Origin of the sequence: Streptomyces sp. NPDC032198 (genome assembly GCF_040636975.1) — a bacterium.
Taxonomy (GTDB): Bacteria; Actinomycetota; Actinomycetes; order Streptomycetales; family Streptomycetaceae; genus Streptomyces.
The window spans coordinates 315161-331979 of sequence record NZ_JBEZVL010000006.1 but is presented as its reverse complement, the minus strand read 5'-3'; the positions used below and the strand labels follow the sequence as shown (position 1 = coordinate 331979).

The following is a 16819-nucleotide window of genomic DNA, read 5'->3' as shown; positions in this document are numbered from 1 at the left end:
GGGCGAGGGCTTCGGAGAAGCCGCCGTTCCCGTGCTTAAGAACCTATGGGTCTTCCTTGCGCCTGCGCAAACTATTTTTTCGACGAGTTTGAATCAGTTGCCATCGGCGCCCCTTACACGCTCCTCACCTGCACAGATGGCGAGGACATCAGATCCGAAGCGGTTGAGCTTGCGCACGCCGACGCCCGGGATCCGGGCGAGCTCGCCCTCCTCGTCGGGCGAGGCCTCCGCGATGGCGATCAAGGTCTTGTCCGTGAACACGCAGTACGCGGGCTGTCCGAGGAGCTCCGCCTGGCCCGAGCGCCACTCCCGGAGCCGTTCGTAGAGTCCTTCGTCCATGTCGGACGGGCAGTCCTCGCAGCGCATCAGCTTCATCTCGCCCGCGTCGGTCAGGGACCGCCCGCAGACCCGGCACCGGGCCGGTGACCTGCCCGTCCTTCGACGGCTCCGGGTGCCGCCGCTCTCCTCGCCGCCGGTGCCGCGCTCGACGCCGCCGGGTCCGCCGCCCGCGGCGCGCGCTCCGGTGCCCGCCCCCGAGCCCGGGCGCAGCCCGTCCAGGAAGCGGCTGGGGCGGCGTCCGGCGCGACCGCCCGGTGAACGCGACAGGGCCCAGGAGAGGGAGAGGTGGAGACGGGCCCGGGTGACGCCCACGTACAGGAGGCGGCGCTCCTCCTCCACCTGCTCGTCGGTCTTGGCGTACGTGATCGGCATCATGCCCTCGGCGAGACCGACCAGGAAGACGGCGTCCCACTCCAGGCCCTTGGCGGCGTGCAGCGAGGCGAGGGTGACGCCCTCGACGGTCGGCGCGTGCTGGGCGTTGGCGCGCTCGTCGAGCTCCCCCACGAGGTCGGAGAGCGTCGCGTCGGGCTTGGCCCGCGCGAAGTCCTCGGCGAGGCGCACCAGGGCCGCCAGGGACTCCCAGCGGTCGCGGGCCGCACCGGAGCCCGCCGGGGGCTGGGTCGTCCAGCCCTTCGTGGAGAGGACGGCCCGCACCTGCGAGGGCAGGTCGACGACGTCGTCGAGCAGGGAGTCGTTGCCTCCGAAGCGGGCCGCGCCGCGCAGCGCGGCGCCCGCCTCCCTGACCTCGGTGCGCTCGAAGAAGCGCTCGGCGCCGCGCAGCTGGTAGGCCACACCGGCGTCGGCGAGGGCCTGCTCGTAGATCTCGGACTGGGAGTTCGTGCGGAACAGGACGGCGATCTCGCTCGCCGGGGTGCCGTCGGCGATGAGGGCGCGGATGCGGCGGGCGGCGCCTTCGGCCTCGGCGGGCTCGTCCGCGTACTCCGTGTAGAACGGTTCGGCTCCGGCGTCGCGCTGGGAGATCAGTTCGAGGCGGTGGTCCGCTGCGCGACCGCGGGCCTGGGAGAGCAGGCCGTTGGCGAGGTGGACGACCTGGGGCGTGGAGCGGTAGTCCCGGACGAGCTTGACGACCGTCGCCCCGGGGTGGCGGGTGCGGAAGTTCAGCAGGTGGTCGGGGGTCGCGCCGGTAAAGGAGTAGATGGTCTGGCTGGCGTCGCCGACGACGCAGAGGCTGTCGCGGTCGCCGAGCCACAGCTCCAGGAGGCGCTGCTGGAGCGGGCTGACGTCCTGATATTCGTCGACCACGAAGTGCTGGTACTGGGCGCGCACCTGATCGGCGATGTCGTGGCGGTCCTGGAGGATGCCGACGGCCAGGAGCAGGACGTCCTCGAAGTCGATGACGGAGCGGTCGCGCTTGAGGTCTTCGTACGCCCCGTAGATCTGGGCGATCTCCGCCGCGTCCCGGGGAATCAGGCGGCCGGACTTCGCGGCGGCGGCCGCGTAGTCCGCGGGGACGGTCTGGGTGACCTTGGACCACTCGATCTCGCTCGTCACGTCGCGCAGTTCATTGCGGTCGAGGCGGATGCGGGAGGCGGCCGCGGCGTCCGCGACGAGCTTGATCTTGCGGTCGACGATCCGCGGCAGCTGGCCGCCGACTGCTTTCGGCCAGAAGAACTGGAGCTGACGCAGGGCGGCGGAGTGGAACGTACGTGCCTGGACCCCGGAGGCGCCGAGCTGGCGGAGGCGGCCGCGCATCTCGCCCGCCGCGCGGTTGGTGAACGTGACGGCGAGCACGCTGGCTGGCTGGAGGATTCCGGCGCGCACGCCATAGGCGATCCGGTGCGTGATCGCCCGGGTCTTGCCCGTGCCGGCGCCTGCCAGGACACACACCGGCCCGTGCAGGGAGGTGGCCACCTCGCGCTGCTCGGGGTCGAGCCCGGCGAGCACCGCGTCGGCAGAGTCCGGGACCTGCGGGAAGAGGGTGGAGTGCGTTGCTGCTGTCACCCCGCCATGCTGCCAGGTCGCCGGAGGCGCGTGAGCCCGGTTGTCCACAGGGGGGCCGGTGCGGTCGTACTAATGCGGGAATGGTGGCCGGGTCACGTACGTTCAGGTCATTGCGATGACGCACCCCGAGCAACAAAGGAGCGCGAGACACATGCCGGGCACTGTGACGATGTACAGCACCACGTGGTGCGGCTACTGCCGCCGGCTCAAGGGCCAGATGGACCGCGAGGGCATCACGTACAACGAGATCAACATTGAGCACGACCCGGATTCCGCGACCTTCGTCGAGAAGGCGAACGGCGGAAACCAGACGGTTCCCACCGTTCTCTTCCCGGACGGCTCGACGCTGACGAATCCGTCGCTGGCCCAGGTGAAGCAGAAGCTGGCCGCCTGAGCGGCCGGGGCCCGGTCCGCCGGACGGGCCCCTAGCCGACGGTGCCCGGCTTCGGCAGGGGCTTGCCGTACCAGAGCTCGATCAGCCGGGCCGCAATCGAGATCCCGTAGGGAGGCAGGACCTCCCCGGACTCGAATGCGGCCCGCAGGTCTTCCCGGGAGAACCAGCGGGCCTCGGAGATCTCCTCGCCGTCCACGTTGATCTCGTACGTCGTGGCGCTGGCCATGAAGCCCAGCATCAGACTGGAGGGGAACGGCCAGGGCTGGCTGGCGACGTACTCGACGTCGCCGACCGTGACACCGGCCTCCTCCCAGACCTCGCGCCGCACCGACGTCTCGATGGACTCGCCCGGCTCCACGAAGCCCGCGAGCGTCGAGAAACGGCCCTCGGGCCAGTGCACCTGGCGGCCGAGGAGCGCACGGTCCTGGTCGTCCGTCACGAGCATGATCACGGCCGGGTCCGTACGCGGGTAGTGCTCGGCGCCGCACGCCTGGCAGCGGCGGATGTGGCCGGCCGCCGCGATGACGGTGCGCTCGCCGCAGCGCGAGCAGAAGCGGTGCAGGCGCTGCCAGTTCTCCAGGGCGACGGCGTGCACCATCAGGCCCGCGTCACGGGGCGACAGGAGGAGTCCCGCCTCGCGCAGGCCCGCGGGGCGCGCCTGCTGGTCCATGCGGCCCGGCAGGGAGTCCTTCTGCAGCGCGAAGTAGCTGACGCCGTCGTCGTCCGTGCCCAGGAAGTAGCGGTGCGCCTCGGTGAGGGGCGCCTCGAAGGACGGGGTCATCACCAGTTCGGTGCTGCCGTCCGGTGTCTCGTCGATCAGTACCTGGCCGCCGGAGACGACGAAGACCCGTGTCGTGGGGTGGCTCCAGGCGGCGGCGAGCCAGGCCTCGTCGAGGCGGTGGTGGGCTGCGCGATCGATGCCGCTCGGTGCGGTGAGCGAGACGGGACGGTCAGCGGTGCGGTCGGTCCAGGTGGTCACAGGTGCTTCCAACTCCCCCGATGGAATGGGTGGTTCAGCAAGGCTCGGCAGGGCGGTGTTCAGTGTGCGTCGCGCCAGTTCTCGGCGAGATCGCCCCACAGGTAGGCCGTCGTCTCGACTCCCTTGAGGAGCAGATCGAGTTCGACCTTCTCGTTCGGCGCGTGCCAGCCGTCGGACGGCACGGAGATGCCCAGGAAGAGCACGGGGGCGTCGAGCACGTCCTGGAGGTCGGCCGCCGGTCCCGAACCGCCCTCTCGGGTGAAGCGGATCGGCTGCTCGAAGGCCTGGCCCATCGCCCGTACGACGGACTGCAGGGCGGGGTGGTCGAGCGGCGTCAGGCACGGGCGCGTGGCGGCGCCGAAGGTGATCGTGTGGCTGATTCCGGCCGGTAGCTGGTCGCCGACCCAGGTGCGCACGGCCTCTTCGACGCGGTCGGGGTCCTGGCCCGCGACGAGCCGGAAGGAGAGCTTCAGGAAGGCGGACGACGGAACGATCGTCTTGCCGCCGGGCCCTTGGTAGCCGCCGCCGATGCCATTGACCTCGGCGGTCGGACGGGCCCAGATGCGCTCCAGGGTGGTGTGGCCCGCCTCTCCGTGGGTCGCGTGTGACTTGGCCGTACGCAGCCAGCGCTCCTCGTCGAAGGGCAGCTCGGCGAAGAGTTCGCGCTCGCGGTCGGTGAGTTCGGTGATGCCTTCGTAGAAGCCCGGGACGGCCACGCGCGCGTGCTCGTCGTGCAGCGCGGCGACGAGGCGGGCGGCGGCGGTCGCCGGGTTCGGGACGGCGCCGCCGAAGGAACCCGAGTGGATGTCCTGGTCGGGGCCGCGCAGCTCGATCTCGCAGTCGGCGAGGCCGCGCATGCCGGTGCAGACCGTGGGGGTGTCCTCCGCCCACATGCCGGTGTCCGAGACGATCACCGCGTCGGCGGCGATGCGCTCCTTGTGCTCCTCGATCAGCGCGCGGAAGTGCGGGGAGCCCGACTCCTCCTCGCCCTCGATCAGGAGCTTCAGGTTCACCGCGGGGGCGGTGCGGCCGGTGGCGGCGAGGTGGGCGCGGACGCCGAGTGTGTGGAAGAACACCTGGCCCTTGTCGTCGGCCGCCCCGCGCGCGTAGAGGCGGTTTCCCTGGACGACGGGCTCGAAGGGGTCCGTGTGCCAGCCGTCCTCGCGGGCCGCGGGCTGCACGTCGTGGTGGCCGTAGACGAGGACCGTGGGGGCCTGGGGGTCCCCGGAGGGCCATTCGGCGAAGACGGCGGGAGCCCCGGCCGTCTGCCAGACCTCGACGGTCGGGAAGCCGGTCTCCTTGAGCTGCGCGGCGAGCCAGTCCGCGCTGCGCCGCACGTCCTGTGCGTGGTCGGGCTGTGCCGACACGGACGGGATGCGCAGCCACTCGGCGAGATCATCGAGAAAGGCGGCACGGTGGGTCTGGATGTACGTACGAACGGCGCTGACGCCACTGACGTCACTGTCAACGGACTGGCTCATGGTCACGAGCCTAGCCGCCCCAGGGAGCCGGATCGTCCGGTGGTTCGTCACCCGGTTGCCCGCCCGGTTCCTCCAGCAGGATCCGCTCGAGCTCGGCCCGGCCCGGCAGGTGCGCGGGGCGTGCGGTCTCGCCGCTGCGCACGTACAGGAACGACGCCTTCACGGACTCCGGGGGCAGGTCGTGCAGCTCGGCCCAGGCCAGGCGGTAGACGGCGAGCTGGAGGGGGTCGGCGGTGCGGGTGCGGCTGGTCTTCCAGTCGACGATCTCGTACGTCACATCCTCGCCGTCGACCTCCTTGTAGACCGCGTCGATGCGGCCGCGGACGACCCGGCCCGCGAGCGTCAGCTGGAAGGGCACCTCGAGGCGGTGCGGGGAGCGGTGGGCGTACTCGGTGCGCTCGAAGGCTTCCTTGAGGGCGTCCAGGTCGCGTTCGTCGGCGATCTCGGCCTCGCCGGGGCCGCCGCCCGGCAGGTCCTCGGGGGCGAGCAGCGGGAGGCGCAGTTCCTCGAAGCGGGTCTCCACCCAGGCGTGGAAGCGGGTGCCGCGCCGGGCCGCGGGCTGCGGCGGGCGTGGCATGGGGCGCGCGAGCTCCTGGGCGAAGCCTTCCGGGTCGGCGGCGAGCCGCAGCACCTCGGACGCGGTGAGCGATGCCGGTACGGGGATGTCCCTGATCGCCTCCCGGGCGCGCAGGAGTTCGCCGGTGAGGGCGTCCAGGTCACGGTCCCAGGACGCGAGGGTGCGGGCTTCCTCAGGGGTCAGACGGGGGTGCTCCGGGGCGGCCTCGCGCTCGTGCGGCGGGGTGACCTCCGGCGGGTGCGGACGGGCGTCGGGTGCGGGGGCCTGGTGGGGCACGCGCGCGTGCCCCACGTCGCCCGGCGGACGCTCCGGGCGTTCCTGGGGCAGGGCGTCCCAGTCGTCCGGGGTGACGTCGGGGAAGTCGCCCTCTCCGTAGGGCGGTTCCTCGTCCTCCGGAGGGGGCGGCCAGTCCGGGTCCTCGGCCGGGGGCACGTCGTCGTACGCCGACGGGTGGGCCTCCTCGTGCGAGCGGGCGTCGTCCGGCGCGCCCTCCCCCGTCACGCCCGCCGGCTCCCCCGTCAGCCGGTCCAGATGCGTGAGGACCGTCTGGGCGGCGGCCCTGCGGCGGGCCAGGGACGTGTCGTCCAGCGGGAGCGGCCACGCGTGCTCGGCGGCGCCCTCCACCAGGGCGGGGTTCTCCTCGTCCTCCTCCGGTTCGTCGGCCCAGGCCTCGATCTCGCCGTGGCCGACCGCGCAGTGGTCGTACAGCGCCAGGAGGAAGTCCGAGGGGCCGCGCGGCTTCTTCTGCGACGGGCCCCACCAGTGGCCGGAGCCCAGGAGCAGCGAGCGGGGGCGGGTGAACGTGACGTAGCCGAGGCGGAGCTCCTCGGTGCGCTGGTGCTCCTTCATGTCCTCGTGGAACGCCTTCATGGAGCGGGAGTCCCACGCCTCGATGTCGGGCAGGGTCGCCGCGTCCCCGCGCAGGGCGTGCGGGATGACCTTCCCCTGGGCCGTCCACTTCTCGCGGCCCTGGGTGCTGGGGAACGTCCCGGTGACCAGGCCGGGGACGGCCACGACGTCCCACTCCAGGCCCTTCGACTTGTGGGCGGTGAGCACCTTGACCGTGTTCTCGCCGCCGGGCAGGGCGTTGTCAAGGCCCTTCTCGTACTGCGCGGCCGTCCGCAGGAAGGCGAGGAAGGCCAGCAGGCTCGCCCCGCTGTCGTTCGCGGCGAAGGACGCGGCGACGTCCAGGAAGTTCGAGAGCGTCTCGCGGCGGCGGGCCGCGAGGGCGTGCGGTGACGCGGAGAGTTCGACCTCGAGGCCCGTGACGGCGAGCACCCGGTGCAGCACGTCCATCAGCGGGTCGGCCAGCGAGCGGCGCAGATCGCGGAGTTCGGCAGCCAGGCGCGCGAAGCGCACCCTCGCCTCCGGCGAGAAGGGCAGCCCGTCGTCCGCCGTGTCCTCCTCCAGCGGCGTCTCCAGGAACGTGTCGAGCGCGTCCGCGAGCGATATCACCTCGGAGGGGTCGACCCCCTCGACCGCTTCGGCCAGACGCCGGTCCGGGTCGTCGTCCGGGGCCGCGTGCCCATGCCGTACGAGCAGGCGTGCGCGGCGCCCCAGGAGGGCGAGGTCGCGCGGGCCGACGCGCCAGCGCGGGCCGGTCAGGAGGCGCACCAGGGAGGCGTTCGCGCCCGGGTCCTGGAGCACCTCGCAGACGGCGACCAGGTCGGCGACCTCTGGGAGATGCAGAAGTCCGGAGAGGCCGACGACCTCCACGGGGACGTCCCGGGCGACCAGCGCCCCCTGGATCTGCGCGAAGTCCGTCGCCGTGCGGCACAGGACCGCGATCTCCCCGGGGGCCTTGCCGGTGCGCACGAGGTGCGCGATCGAGTCGGCGAGCCAGTCGATCTCCTCGGCGTGCGTGCGCAGCAGGGCGCAGCGCACCATGCCGTCGCGCTCGGCGCCGGGCGCGGGCCGCAGGGCCTCCACGCCCGCGTGCATCGCGCGCAGCGGCTCCGCGAGGCCGTTCGCGAGGTCGAGGAGCCGGCCGCCGCTGCGGCGGTTCTCGCTGAGCGCGTGGCGGGCCGCGGGGCGTCCGTCGGCGTGCGCGAAGTGCTCGGGGAAGTCGTCCAGGTTCGCCACGGACGCGCCGCGCCAGCCGTAGATCGCCTGGCAGGGGTCGCCGACCGCCGTCACGGGGTGGCCCGTGCCGCCTCCGAAGAGGCCCGCCAGGAGGATGCGCTGGGCGACCGACGTGTCCTGGTACTCGTCGAGCAGGACGACGCGGAACTCCTCGCGCAGGATTTCGCCCACCTCCGCGCGGGTGTCGGCCAGCGTCGCGGAGAGGGCGATCTGGTCGCCGAAGTCGAGGAAGTCGCGGGAGCGCTTCGCCTCCCTGTAGCGGCCGACGAGCTCGGCCAGTTCGAGCCGGGCCGCCACCGTCTCCGGCACCTTGCGCAGATCGGCGTTGGAGAGCTTGGCGCCCTCCAGGGCGTGCAGCAGATCGGTGTCGTACGCGCGCAGCCTGTCGGGCCGTACGAGGTGTTCCGCGAGCTCGCTGTCGAGCGCGAGGAGGTCGCTGACGAGGTCGGGGAAGGAGCGGGTCAGCGCGGGATAGGGGCCCGGTGCCTCGCGCAGCACGCGTGCGGCGAGCTGGAAGCGGGTGGCGTCGGCGAGCAGCCGGGAGGTGGGTTCGAGCCCTATGCGCAGCCCGTGGTCGGTCAGGAGGCGGCCCGCGAAGGCGTGGTACGTGGAGATGACCGGCTCGCCCGGAGGGTGGTCCGGGTCCAGCGCCTCGGGGTCGGTGACCCCGGCCTTGACGAGCGCCTGGCGCACCCGCTCGGCGAGTTCACCCGCCGCCTTGTTCGTGAACGTCAGGCCCAGGACCTGCTCGGGGGCGACCTGACCGGTGCCGACCAGCCAGACCACGCGGGCCGCCATCACCGTCGTCTTGCCCGACCCGGCTCCGGCCACGATCACCTGCGGGGCGGGCGGCGCGGTGATGCAGGCCGTCTGCTCCGGGGTGAATGGGATGCCGAGGAGCTCTTTGAGCTGCTCGGGGTCGGTGATACGAGGTGACACGTCAGAGAGGCTAGCGGCGGCCACTGACAAACGGGGCACGCCCGGTCGTCAGTGGCCGCTGTCACTCATGGCGCCCCAGGGCTTTCAGGCATGAGGGCCTTCGGGCACCGGGGCTTTTCGGGTCAGGACTTCATGAGCTCTTGCATGTCCATGACGTCGCCCGGCGCCGGCGCCTTGACGGTGACCGACTTGCCGTAGTCGCTGAAGTTCATCGTGCCCGGGTCTTCCGAGCCCGAGGTGACGACCTTCAGGAAGTACGGCTTGCCCTCGGCGGCGACGTAGAAGGTGGTCTTCTTGCCGGACTCCTTCTTCGTGAGGACGGCCGCCTTCTTGCCGTCGACCTCGGAGTCCTTCTCGCGCTCGAGCTTCTTGAGCTCCTTCGACTGGAACATGCTGTCCGGGTCGCAGACGCCTTCCTTCTTGGAATTCGGCGACTTGACCCACTTGCCCTTGAGGGCCGCGGCCTTGCCGCTGCCCCCCATGGCCTTCTTCCAGAACGCCTCGTCACCCTTCATGTACTGGGTATCGCCGGACACGAGCAGCTCGGCGGTACCATCCGCGCCGCCGCCGATCTTGCCCGTGCAGTCACCGGACTTGCCGACCGAGAAGTCGACGTTGACCGCCTTGCCGCCCTGCTTGCCCTCGCCGGTCACGCGGAAGGAGCCCGCGCCCTTGGACGCGTCCGACGCCTTCTTGGCGATCTTGTCGGCACTCATGCCGTCGAAGGGGTCTTTCTCCTCGCTGGAGCAGCCCGTGATGCCGACGAACACGGCGGCACAGGCGACTGCCGCGGTCAGGAGCTTCCGGTTGGCTGCCATGTGTGTTTCTCCTCGAGAGACGTTGAGCTTTGCCGCGACTTTAGATGGCCTGTGAGGCTGCTATGAGCGTGGGGCGCACAGAGGTGACGTTGACCACTGGCACCTTTGGGGCGGGTCAGTCCACGACCTGCCGGCCCTCCGGCCGTGCGCTGCACGAGGCGCGGAAGGCGCAGTGCGTGCAGTGCTGGCCCGTGGTGGGCGAGAAGCGTTCGTCGAGGACCTTGCCGGCCGCGGTGGCGAGGAGGTCGCCCACCCACTCCCCCGAAAGCGGCTCCTGGGCCTGCACCTTGGGGAGGGTCTCGCCGCCGTCCTTCTTGGCGGCGCCCTGGCGCAGCTGCACGAGTTCCGCGCCGCCCGCCTCCGGACGTACGCCGTCGAAGGCGTCGTCGACCGCGCCCTCCCGGAGAGCGAGCTGATAGACGGCGAGCTGCGGGTGGCGGGCCACTTCGGCGGCCGTGGGGGTCTGTTTGCCCGTCTTGAAGTCGACTACGTAGGCACGCCCCTGCGCGTCCTGCTCGACGCGGTCCATGGAGCCGCGCACGCGCACTTCGTAGGGGCCCGCTTCGAGGGTCACGTCGAAGTCGTGCTCACTGCTGACGGGGGTGCGGGTCGCGCGGTCCATCACATGCCACTGGAGGAAGCGTTCGAGCGCCACGCGCGCGTGCTCCTTCTCCTGCGCCGACTTCCAGGGGGCGTCGAAGGCCAGCGCGTCCCAGACCGAGTCGAGGCGTTCCATGAGGACGGCGAGGTCGGCGGGTGTCCTGCCGGACGCGACCTCGTCGGCCAGGACGTGCACGACGTTGCCGAAGCCCTGGGCGGCGGTCGCCGGGGCGTCCGCCTTCACCTCGCGGCCCAGGAACCATTGCAGGGAGCAGGTGTTGGCGAGCTGGTCCAGGGCGCTTCCGGAGAGCACGACGGGCTTGTCGCGGTCCCGCAGGGGGACTTCGCTCGCCGTCGGCTCATACATGCCCCACCAGCGGTACGGGTGCGCGGACGGCACCAGGGGGCGCCCGTCGGCGTCGCTGAGCGCGGCCAGCCGGGCCAGGCGGTGGGCGGCGGCCTCGCGCAGGGGCTCCGAGACGCGGGGGTCGACGGTGGTGGAGCGCAGCTCCGCGACGAGCGCGGAGACGGACAGCGGGCGGCGTGGACGGCCCGTTATGTCCTTGGGCTCGACCCCGAGTTCCGTGAGGAAGCGGGACGGCTGGTCGCCGTCGTCCGCGGGCGCCTTCACGGCGGTGACGACGAGGCGCTCACGCGCGCGCGTGGCGGCCACGTAGAACAACCGGCGCTCTTCGGAGAGGAGCGCTCCGGGGGTGAGGGGCTCGGCGAGGCCGTCGCTTCCGATGCGGTCGGCCTCCAGGAGGGAGCCGCGGCGGCGCAGGTCGGGCCAGAGGCCCTCCTGGACACCGGCGACGACCACGAGCCGCCACTCCAGGCCCTTGGAACGGTGCGCCGTCATCAGGCGTACGGCATCGGGGCGTACCGCCCTGCGCGTGAGGGTGTCCGCGGCGATGTCCTGCGCCTCGGTCTCCTCCAGGAAGTTGAGGGCGCCGCGCCCCCCGGAGCGTTCCTCGGCGCGGGACGCGTACGCGAACAGGGCACAGACCGCGTCGAGATCGCGGTCCGCGTTGCGCCCGGCGGCACCGCCCCGGCGCGCGGTCCGCTCCAGGCGGCGCGGCCACGGCGTGCCGTCCCACAGCTCCCAGAGCGCCTCCTCGGCGGTACCGCCGCCCGCGAGCCGCTCCCGGGCCTTGCGGAGCAGCGCACCGAGCCGCTGGGCGCCACGGGCATACGCGGGGTCATGCGCGACGAGCCGCTCCGGTTCGGCCAGCGCACGGGCCAGCAGCTCGTCGGAGGGCGCCGGGAGATGGTTCCCCGCCGCACGCTCCTCCGCGCGAAGGGCCCGCCCGAGACGGCGGAGGTCGGCGGCGTCCATGCCGGCGAGGGGCGAGGTGAGGAGGGTCAGCGCGGTCTCGGTGTCGAGCCAGGCGGGAGCCGTGGCTTCGTGGACGGCCTCCCCCTCAAGCTCGCCGTCCCCCTCAAGCTCACCCTCACCCTCGGGCCCGGGACCACCCTCAGCCCCACCCCCAGGAGACGCCGCCTCCGACACCACCGCCGTAGCCACCGCCCGCAGTGCCGTCAGCAAAGGCGTGACCGCCGGCTCGTGGCGGAGGGCGATGTCGTCGCCGTCGATGTCCAAGGGGACGCCGGATGCCGTGAGGCTGCGGCGGACCGCCGGGATCGTGTGGGCGCCCGCGCGGACCAGGACCGCCATCTCGCCCCAGGGGACACCGTCCTCCAGGTGTGCGCGCCGCAGGATGTCCGCGATGTTGTCGAGTTCGGCGCCCGGCGTCGGATAGGTGTAGGTCTCCACGCGGCCGCCCTCCCTGACCGCGGCCAGCTCCCGGTGGGCCCGTACCTTCTCCGCGGGCAGCCTGGTCAGCGGCATGCGCCGGGTGAGCAGCCGGGTGGCGGCGAGGAGTCCGGACCCCGCTCTGCGGGACGTCGTCAGGACCTCGACCGGCGCCGGAGTGCCGTCCGCGCGCGGGAAGTCGGAGGGGAACTCCAGGATGCCGTTCACGTCGGCGCCCCGGAAGGTGTAGATCGACTGGTCCGGGTCGCCGAACGCGACGAGGGAGCGCCCGCCGCCGGCCAGCGCGTGCAGCAGCCGTACCTGCGCCGGATCCGTGTCCTGGTACTCGTCGACGAAGACCGCGTCGTACTGCGCTCCGAGCGCCCGTGCGACCTCGGGGCGCCGTGCGAGCAGCACCGCGCGGTGCACCAGTTCCGCGTAGTCGAGCACTCCTTGCATGTCGAGGACGTCCAGGTACTCCGCGAGGAACGCCGCCGCCGCGCCCCAGTCCGGGCGCCCGGCGCGGCGGGCGAAGGCATCCAGGGCAGCGGGGCCGAGGCCCAGTTCACGGCTCCGGGCGAGCACCGCGCGGACCTCGTCGGCGAAGCCCCGCGTCGTCAGGCAGGCGCGCAGCTCGTCCGGCCAGCGGACGTGGGAGCGCCCCTCGCCCGCCAGGTCGATCTGGCCCGCGAGGAGTTCCCGTACGGCCACGTCCTGCTCGGGACCCGAGAGCAGCCGGAGCGGCTCCACGAACAGGTCCGCGTCCTGGTGGGCGCGGATGAGGGCGTAACAGAAGGAGTGGAAGGTCGTCGCCTGCGGGGCGTTGGCCGCCCCTATGCGCAGCGCCATGCGGTCGCGCAGTTCCACCGCGGCCTTGCGGCTGAAGGTGAGGACCAGGACCCGCTCCGGCTCGGTGCCCTTGGCGATCCGCGCGGCGACGGACTCCACCAGCGTCGTCGTCTTGCCCGTGCCGGGCCCCGCCAGGACGAGCAGCGGCCCTCCGGGGTGGTCAACCACCGCACGCTGCCGTGCGTCAAGACGAGGGGGATCCACGCGAACCGGCGGGGTACGCACCAGTCGATAGGCGCCCTGGGCCCCCTGTCGCACCTGGGGGTGCGACGGGTGCCGAGTGTGCCGGGCGGAAGAAGTGGAGCTCACGTGGGTCGCCGGTCCTGGTGGGTGTACGGGGTGAAAAGCGGCTGCGCGACGGCTGCGGGGACTGCAGGGTCTGTGGGGTGAGAGAAATGCGTGCTGTCGACGCTACGCCAGCGGGCGTGCGGGACGCGTGGCTTCCCCCGTACGGGCCACCGGTCCCCCGCGACGCCGCGGGATGGCCGAAGCTGTCAGGTGTGAGCCTCCGGAGCCCGCGGCGGGGCGGCCTCGCCTCTTCCCGCCGTGTCGTCGACAGCCGCCGCCCCGTCCCAGCGCGCCCGCCGCATGTCGAGGCGCGGCACATGGCCCTCGGACGCGCGGCCCGCCGCACGCAGCGGTGTGGCCTCCGCACGGTAGTGGCCGAGCGCCCGCAGCTCGTGGCCCGGCAGCAGCCGACCGTCGGCGCGCACCACACGCCACCACGGAACCGCGTCCCCGTAGAGGGCCATCACCCGGCCGACCTGCCGGGGGCCGCCCTCCTCCAGCCACTCCGCGATGTCCCCGTACGTCATCACGCGGCCCGGAGGGATCAGTTCCGCAACCTCGAAGACCCGCTCGGCGTACTCCGGGTACGCCGACAGCTCCTGCTCCGGTCCGCTCTCCTCGCTCATCCGAACCATCCTGCCGTACCGCACCGACACCGTGAGCGGCCCGCGACAGAGTGTGCGGTACGAGACAAACTGGAGCCCGGTGAACACTTTGCGCCCCCGCATTGCACCCTGATGCCCCCCTCTGTCGGCGGGGCATGCCACCATCGTGCGGGCGGTGACTGGTGATACGAGATCAAGAAGAGGCGACGGAGCAGCAGGATGTGCACCCCGATGAGACGGCGGGCACCCCTGCGGCCGAGGCGCACCCGGACACCGGTGGGCACCCCCTGAAGAAGCACGAGAAGAAGCACGAAACGCCCGAGAAGCACGAGGAGGCCGGCGGGGACGAGGCCGCCTTCGTGCCCCTGGCAGGGCAGGACGTCCACGACGCCTTCGTGCCCGATGACGGCGCTGACGACCGCGCTGACGACCGCGCCGACGCCTGCACCGACGAGGAGGCGCACACCGACCGCGTCGCCGGTGACGAACCGCTGCTCGCCGCGCGCGTGCACCGTCCGTCGGACCTGATGCGGCTGCTCGTCGGCGTCCTCGGGATCGTCATCGTCCTGGCCATCGCCGCGTTCGCCCACGGCACGACGTCGGGCCTCGCCCAGGACATCGACAAGGGCACGGAGCAGGCGCCCGACCTCCTGATCAAGTTCGCGGGCCTCACCGCGAGCATCGGCGTCCTGCTCGTGCCCGTCGCCTTCGCGATCGAGCGCCTGGTCAAACGGGACGGGCTGCGCATCGCCGACGGCGTCCTCGCGGCCGTCCTCGCGCACGGCGTGACGCTGGCCACCGACCTCTGGGTCGCCAAGGCCGCCCCCGGCTCCATCCAGGAGGCGCTGACCCGGCCGTCCCCCGGTGATCTGCACGCGCTCACCGACCCCGTGCACGGCTATCTCGCACCCGTCATCGCGTATATGACCGCCGTGGGGATGTCCCGCAGACCGCGCTGGCGCGTGGTGCTGTGGGTGGTGCTGCTGCTCGACGCCTTCACCATGCTGGTGACGGGCTACACGACGCCGTTCTCGATCATCCTGACGGTGCTCCTCGGCTGGAGCGTCGCCTACGGAACGCTGTACGCGGTCGGCTCGCCGAACGTCCGGCCCACCGGCCAGACACTGCTCGCCGGTCTGCGGCACGTCGGCTTCCACCCGGTGAGCGCGGCACGCGAGGACTCCCCGGACAGCGAGCACGGCGACCGGGGCCGCCGCTACTTCGTCACCCTTGAGGACGGCCCGCCCCTCGACGTCACGGTCATCGACCGCGAACAGCAGGCGCAGGGCTTCTTCTACCGCGTGTGGCGCAGGCTCACGCTGCGCGGCATCACCCAGCGCCGCAGCCTGCAGTCGCTGCGCCAGGCCCTGGAGCAGGAGGCGCTCCTGGCGTACGCGGCGATCGCGGCCGGGGCCAACGCGCCCAAGCTGATCGCCACCTCCGAGCTCGGCCCCGACGCGGTGATACTCGTCTACGAGCACACGGGCGGCCGCACCCTGGACTCCCTGCCGGACGACGTCATCACCGATGAACTGCTGTGCGACACCTGGCGGCAGGTGCAGGCGCTCCAGTCGCGGCGGATCGCGCACCGCAGGCTCGCGGGCGACGCGGTTCTGGTGGATCGTTCCGGCACGGTGATCCTGACCGACCTGCGGGGCGGTGAGATCGCCGCGGGCGACCTGGTCCTGCGGATGGACATCGCCCAGCTCCTGACCGCCTTCGGGCTGCGCGTGGGCGCCGAACGCGCGGTCGCGACGGCGGTCGACGTGCTCGGCCCCGACTCCGTCGCCGACTGTCTGCCGCTGCTCCAGCCCATCGCGCTGACCCGCTCGACCAGGGCGACCCTGCGCAAGCTGGCCAGGGAGCGGTCGCAGCGCGAGCGCGAGGCGGTCCTCGAAGCGTCCCGCAAGGACAAGCTGGCCCGCGCGGCGGAGGCGGACGCCGAGGCGGCCGCGGAAGCGGTGGAGGCCGCCGAGGTGGGTGCCAAGGGGCCCGACCGCAAGGCCGTGCGCGCGGAGAGGCTGGCCGAGAAGCAGGCCATAGACGTCGCGCTCGACCAGGCCCGCGAGGAGGATCTGCTCACCCAGATCCGCCACCAGGTGCTGCTCATCCGGCCGCAGGCGCCCGTCGAGCCGGCCCAGCTGGAGCGGATCAGGCCGCGCACGCTCATCAGCTTCATCGCCGGTGCCATCGGCGCGTACTTCCTGCTCTCGCAGCTCACCCACGTCGACTTCAACACGATCGTCGGCGAGGCCGAGTGGGGCTGGGTCGCCGTGGCGGTGGCCTGTTCGGCGCTGAGCTACTTCGCGGCGGCGATGAGCCTGCTCGGCTTCGTGCCGGAGCGGGTGCCGTTCCTGCGGGCCGTGCAGGCGCAGGTCGCGGGCTCGTTCGTGAAGATCGTGGCGCCCGCCGCGGTGGGCGGCGTGGCGCTGAACACGCGCTTCCTGCAGCGCTCCGGGGTGCGCTCCGGCCTCGCGGTGGCGAGCGTCGGCGCCTCGCAGCTGTTCGGGCTCGGCTCGCACATCATGCTGCTGATGATCTTCGGTTATGTGACCGGCACGGAGAAGACGCCGTCCCTGTCGCCGTCCCGGACCGTCATCGCCGGTCTCCTGTCGGTCGCGGTGCTCGTGCTCGTGGTGACCGCCGTCCCGTTCCTGCGGAAGTTCGTCGTCACGCGCGTGCGCTCGCTGTTCGCGGGCGTCGTGCCGCGCATGCTCGACGTGCTGCAGCGCCCCCAGAAGCTGCTCACCGGCATCGGCGGCATGCTGCTCCTGACGCTCACGTTCGTGCTCTGTCTCGACGCTTCGGTACGGGCCTTCAGCACCACGGAGATGAAGCCGCTGACCCTGGCCAGCGTCGCCGTGGTCTTCCTCGCCGGCAACGCGCTCGGCTCGGCGGCGCCCACGCCCGGCGGTGTCGGCGCGGTCGAGGCGACGCTCACCTTCGGTCTGATCGCGGTGGGGGTGCCCAAGGACGTGGCGGCCCCGGCGGTCCTGCTGTTCCGGCTCCTGACGCTGTGGCTGCCGGTGCTCCCGGGGTGGCTGTTCTTCAACCACCTGACAAGGAAGGGCCTTCTCTGAGGGAAGGGCCCTCTTCTGTAGAAGGACACCGGTCCACGGAAGGGCGAGCCAGCCGTGCGCCCCGTCTGCGCCC

Annotated in this window: 9 protein-coding genes; 2 read left to right on the top strand and 7 right to left on the bottom strand. The window is 72.3% G+C overall.

Annotated elements, in window-relative coordinates; translation table 11 throughout:
• Nucleotides 1-93 precede the first annotated feature (93 nt).
• Nucleotides 94-2301 (bottom strand): ATP-dependent DNA helicase UvrD2, encoded by a 2208-nt coding sequence (locus tag AB0E78_RS18205; protein ID WP_361833346.1) that lies wholly within the window; start codon nt 2299-2301, stop codon nt 94-96.
• 151 nt (nt 2302-2452) lie between these two features.
• On the opposite strand from AB0E78_RS18205, the gene AB0E78_RS18200 reads away from it, so the two are divergent.
• Entirely contained in the window at nt 2453-2695 is a 243-nt protein-coding gene (locus AB0E78_RS18200; RefSeq protein ID WP_249587883.1) for a mycoredoxin, read from the top strand.
• A gap of 31 nt (nt 2696-2726) precedes the next feature.
• Here the strand turns inward: AB0E78_RS18200 and nudC are convergent, their stop codons facing one another.
• The 6 genes from nudC to AB0E78_RS18170 all read right to left on the bottom strand — a co-directional run bounded on the left by nudC (nt 2727) and on the right by AB0E78_RS18170 (nt 13687).
• Nucleotides 2727-3674, bottom strand: a complete 948-nt coding sequence (gene nudC, locus AB0E78_RS18195; RefSeq protein WP_361833344.1) for an NAD(+) diphosphatase — start codon at nt 3672-3674, stop codon at nt 2727-2729.
• Nucleotides 3675-3733: 59 nt separating this feature from the next.
• Nucleotides 3734-5155, bottom strand: a complete 1422-nt coding sequence (locus tag AB0E78_RS18190; protein ID WP_361833342.1) for a dipeptidase — start codon at nt 5153-5155, stop codon at nt 3734-3736.
• Between the two features lie 10 nt (nt 5156-5165).
• Complete coding sequence (locus AB0E78_RS18185; protein WP_361833340.1) at nt 5166-8753, bottom strand: UvrD-helicase domain-containing protein; 3588 nt, start codon at nt 8751-8753, stop codon at nt 5166-5168.
• Between the two features lie 122 nt (nt 8754-8875).
• Nucleotides 8876-9571 carry a hypothetical protein gene (locus AB0E78_RS18180; protein ID WP_361833338.1) on the bottom strand — a complete coding sequence of 232 codons (696 nt, stop codon included), beginning with the start codon at nt 9569-9571 and terminating at the stop codon, nt 8876-8878.
• A 115-nt stretch (nt 9572-9686) separates the two neighbouring features.
• Entirely contained in the window at nt 9687-13031 is a 3345-nt protein-coding gene (locus tag AB0E78_RS18175) for an ATP-dependent DNA helicase (protein WP_361833796.1), read from the bottom strand.
• Nucleotides 13032-13267: 236 nt separating this feature from the next.
• On the bottom strand, nt 13268-13687 hold the full coding sequence (locus tag AB0E78_RS18170; RefSeq protein WP_361833336.1) for an MGMT family protein: 420 nt from the start codon (nt 13685-13687) through the stop codon (nt 13268-13270).
• 161 nt (nt 13688-13848) lie between these two features.
• On the opposite strand from AB0E78_RS18170, the gene AB0E78_RS18165 reads away from it, so the two are divergent.
• Nucleotides 13849-16746, top strand: coding sequence for a lysylphosphatidylglycerol synthase transmembrane domain-containing protein (locus AB0E78_RS18165; protein ID WP_361833334.1), 2898 nt, complete (start codon nt 13849-13851; stop codon nt 16744-16746).
• Nucleotides 16747-16819: the final 73 nt, after the last annotated feature.

Excerpts from the sequence above, each read along its gene's own strand:
- AB0E78_RS18200 (WP_249587883.1), top strand. The coding sequence starts at position 2,453 with ATGCCGGGCACTGTGACGATGTACAGCACCACGTGGTGCGGCTACTGC.
- AB0E78_RS18170 (WP_361833336.1), bottom strand. The coding sequence starts at position 13,687 with ATGAGCGAGGAGAGCGGACCGGAGCAGGAGCTGTCGGCGTACCCGGAG.
- AB0E78_RS18190 (WP_361833342.1), bottom strand. The coding sequence starts at position 5,155 with ATGAGCCAGTCCGTTGACAGTGACGTCAGTGGCGTCAGCGCCGTTCGT.
- AB0E78_RS18180 (WP_361833338.1), bottom strand. The coding sequence starts at position 9,571 with ATGGCAGCCAACCGGAAGCTCCTGACCGCGGCAGTCGCCTGTGCCGCC.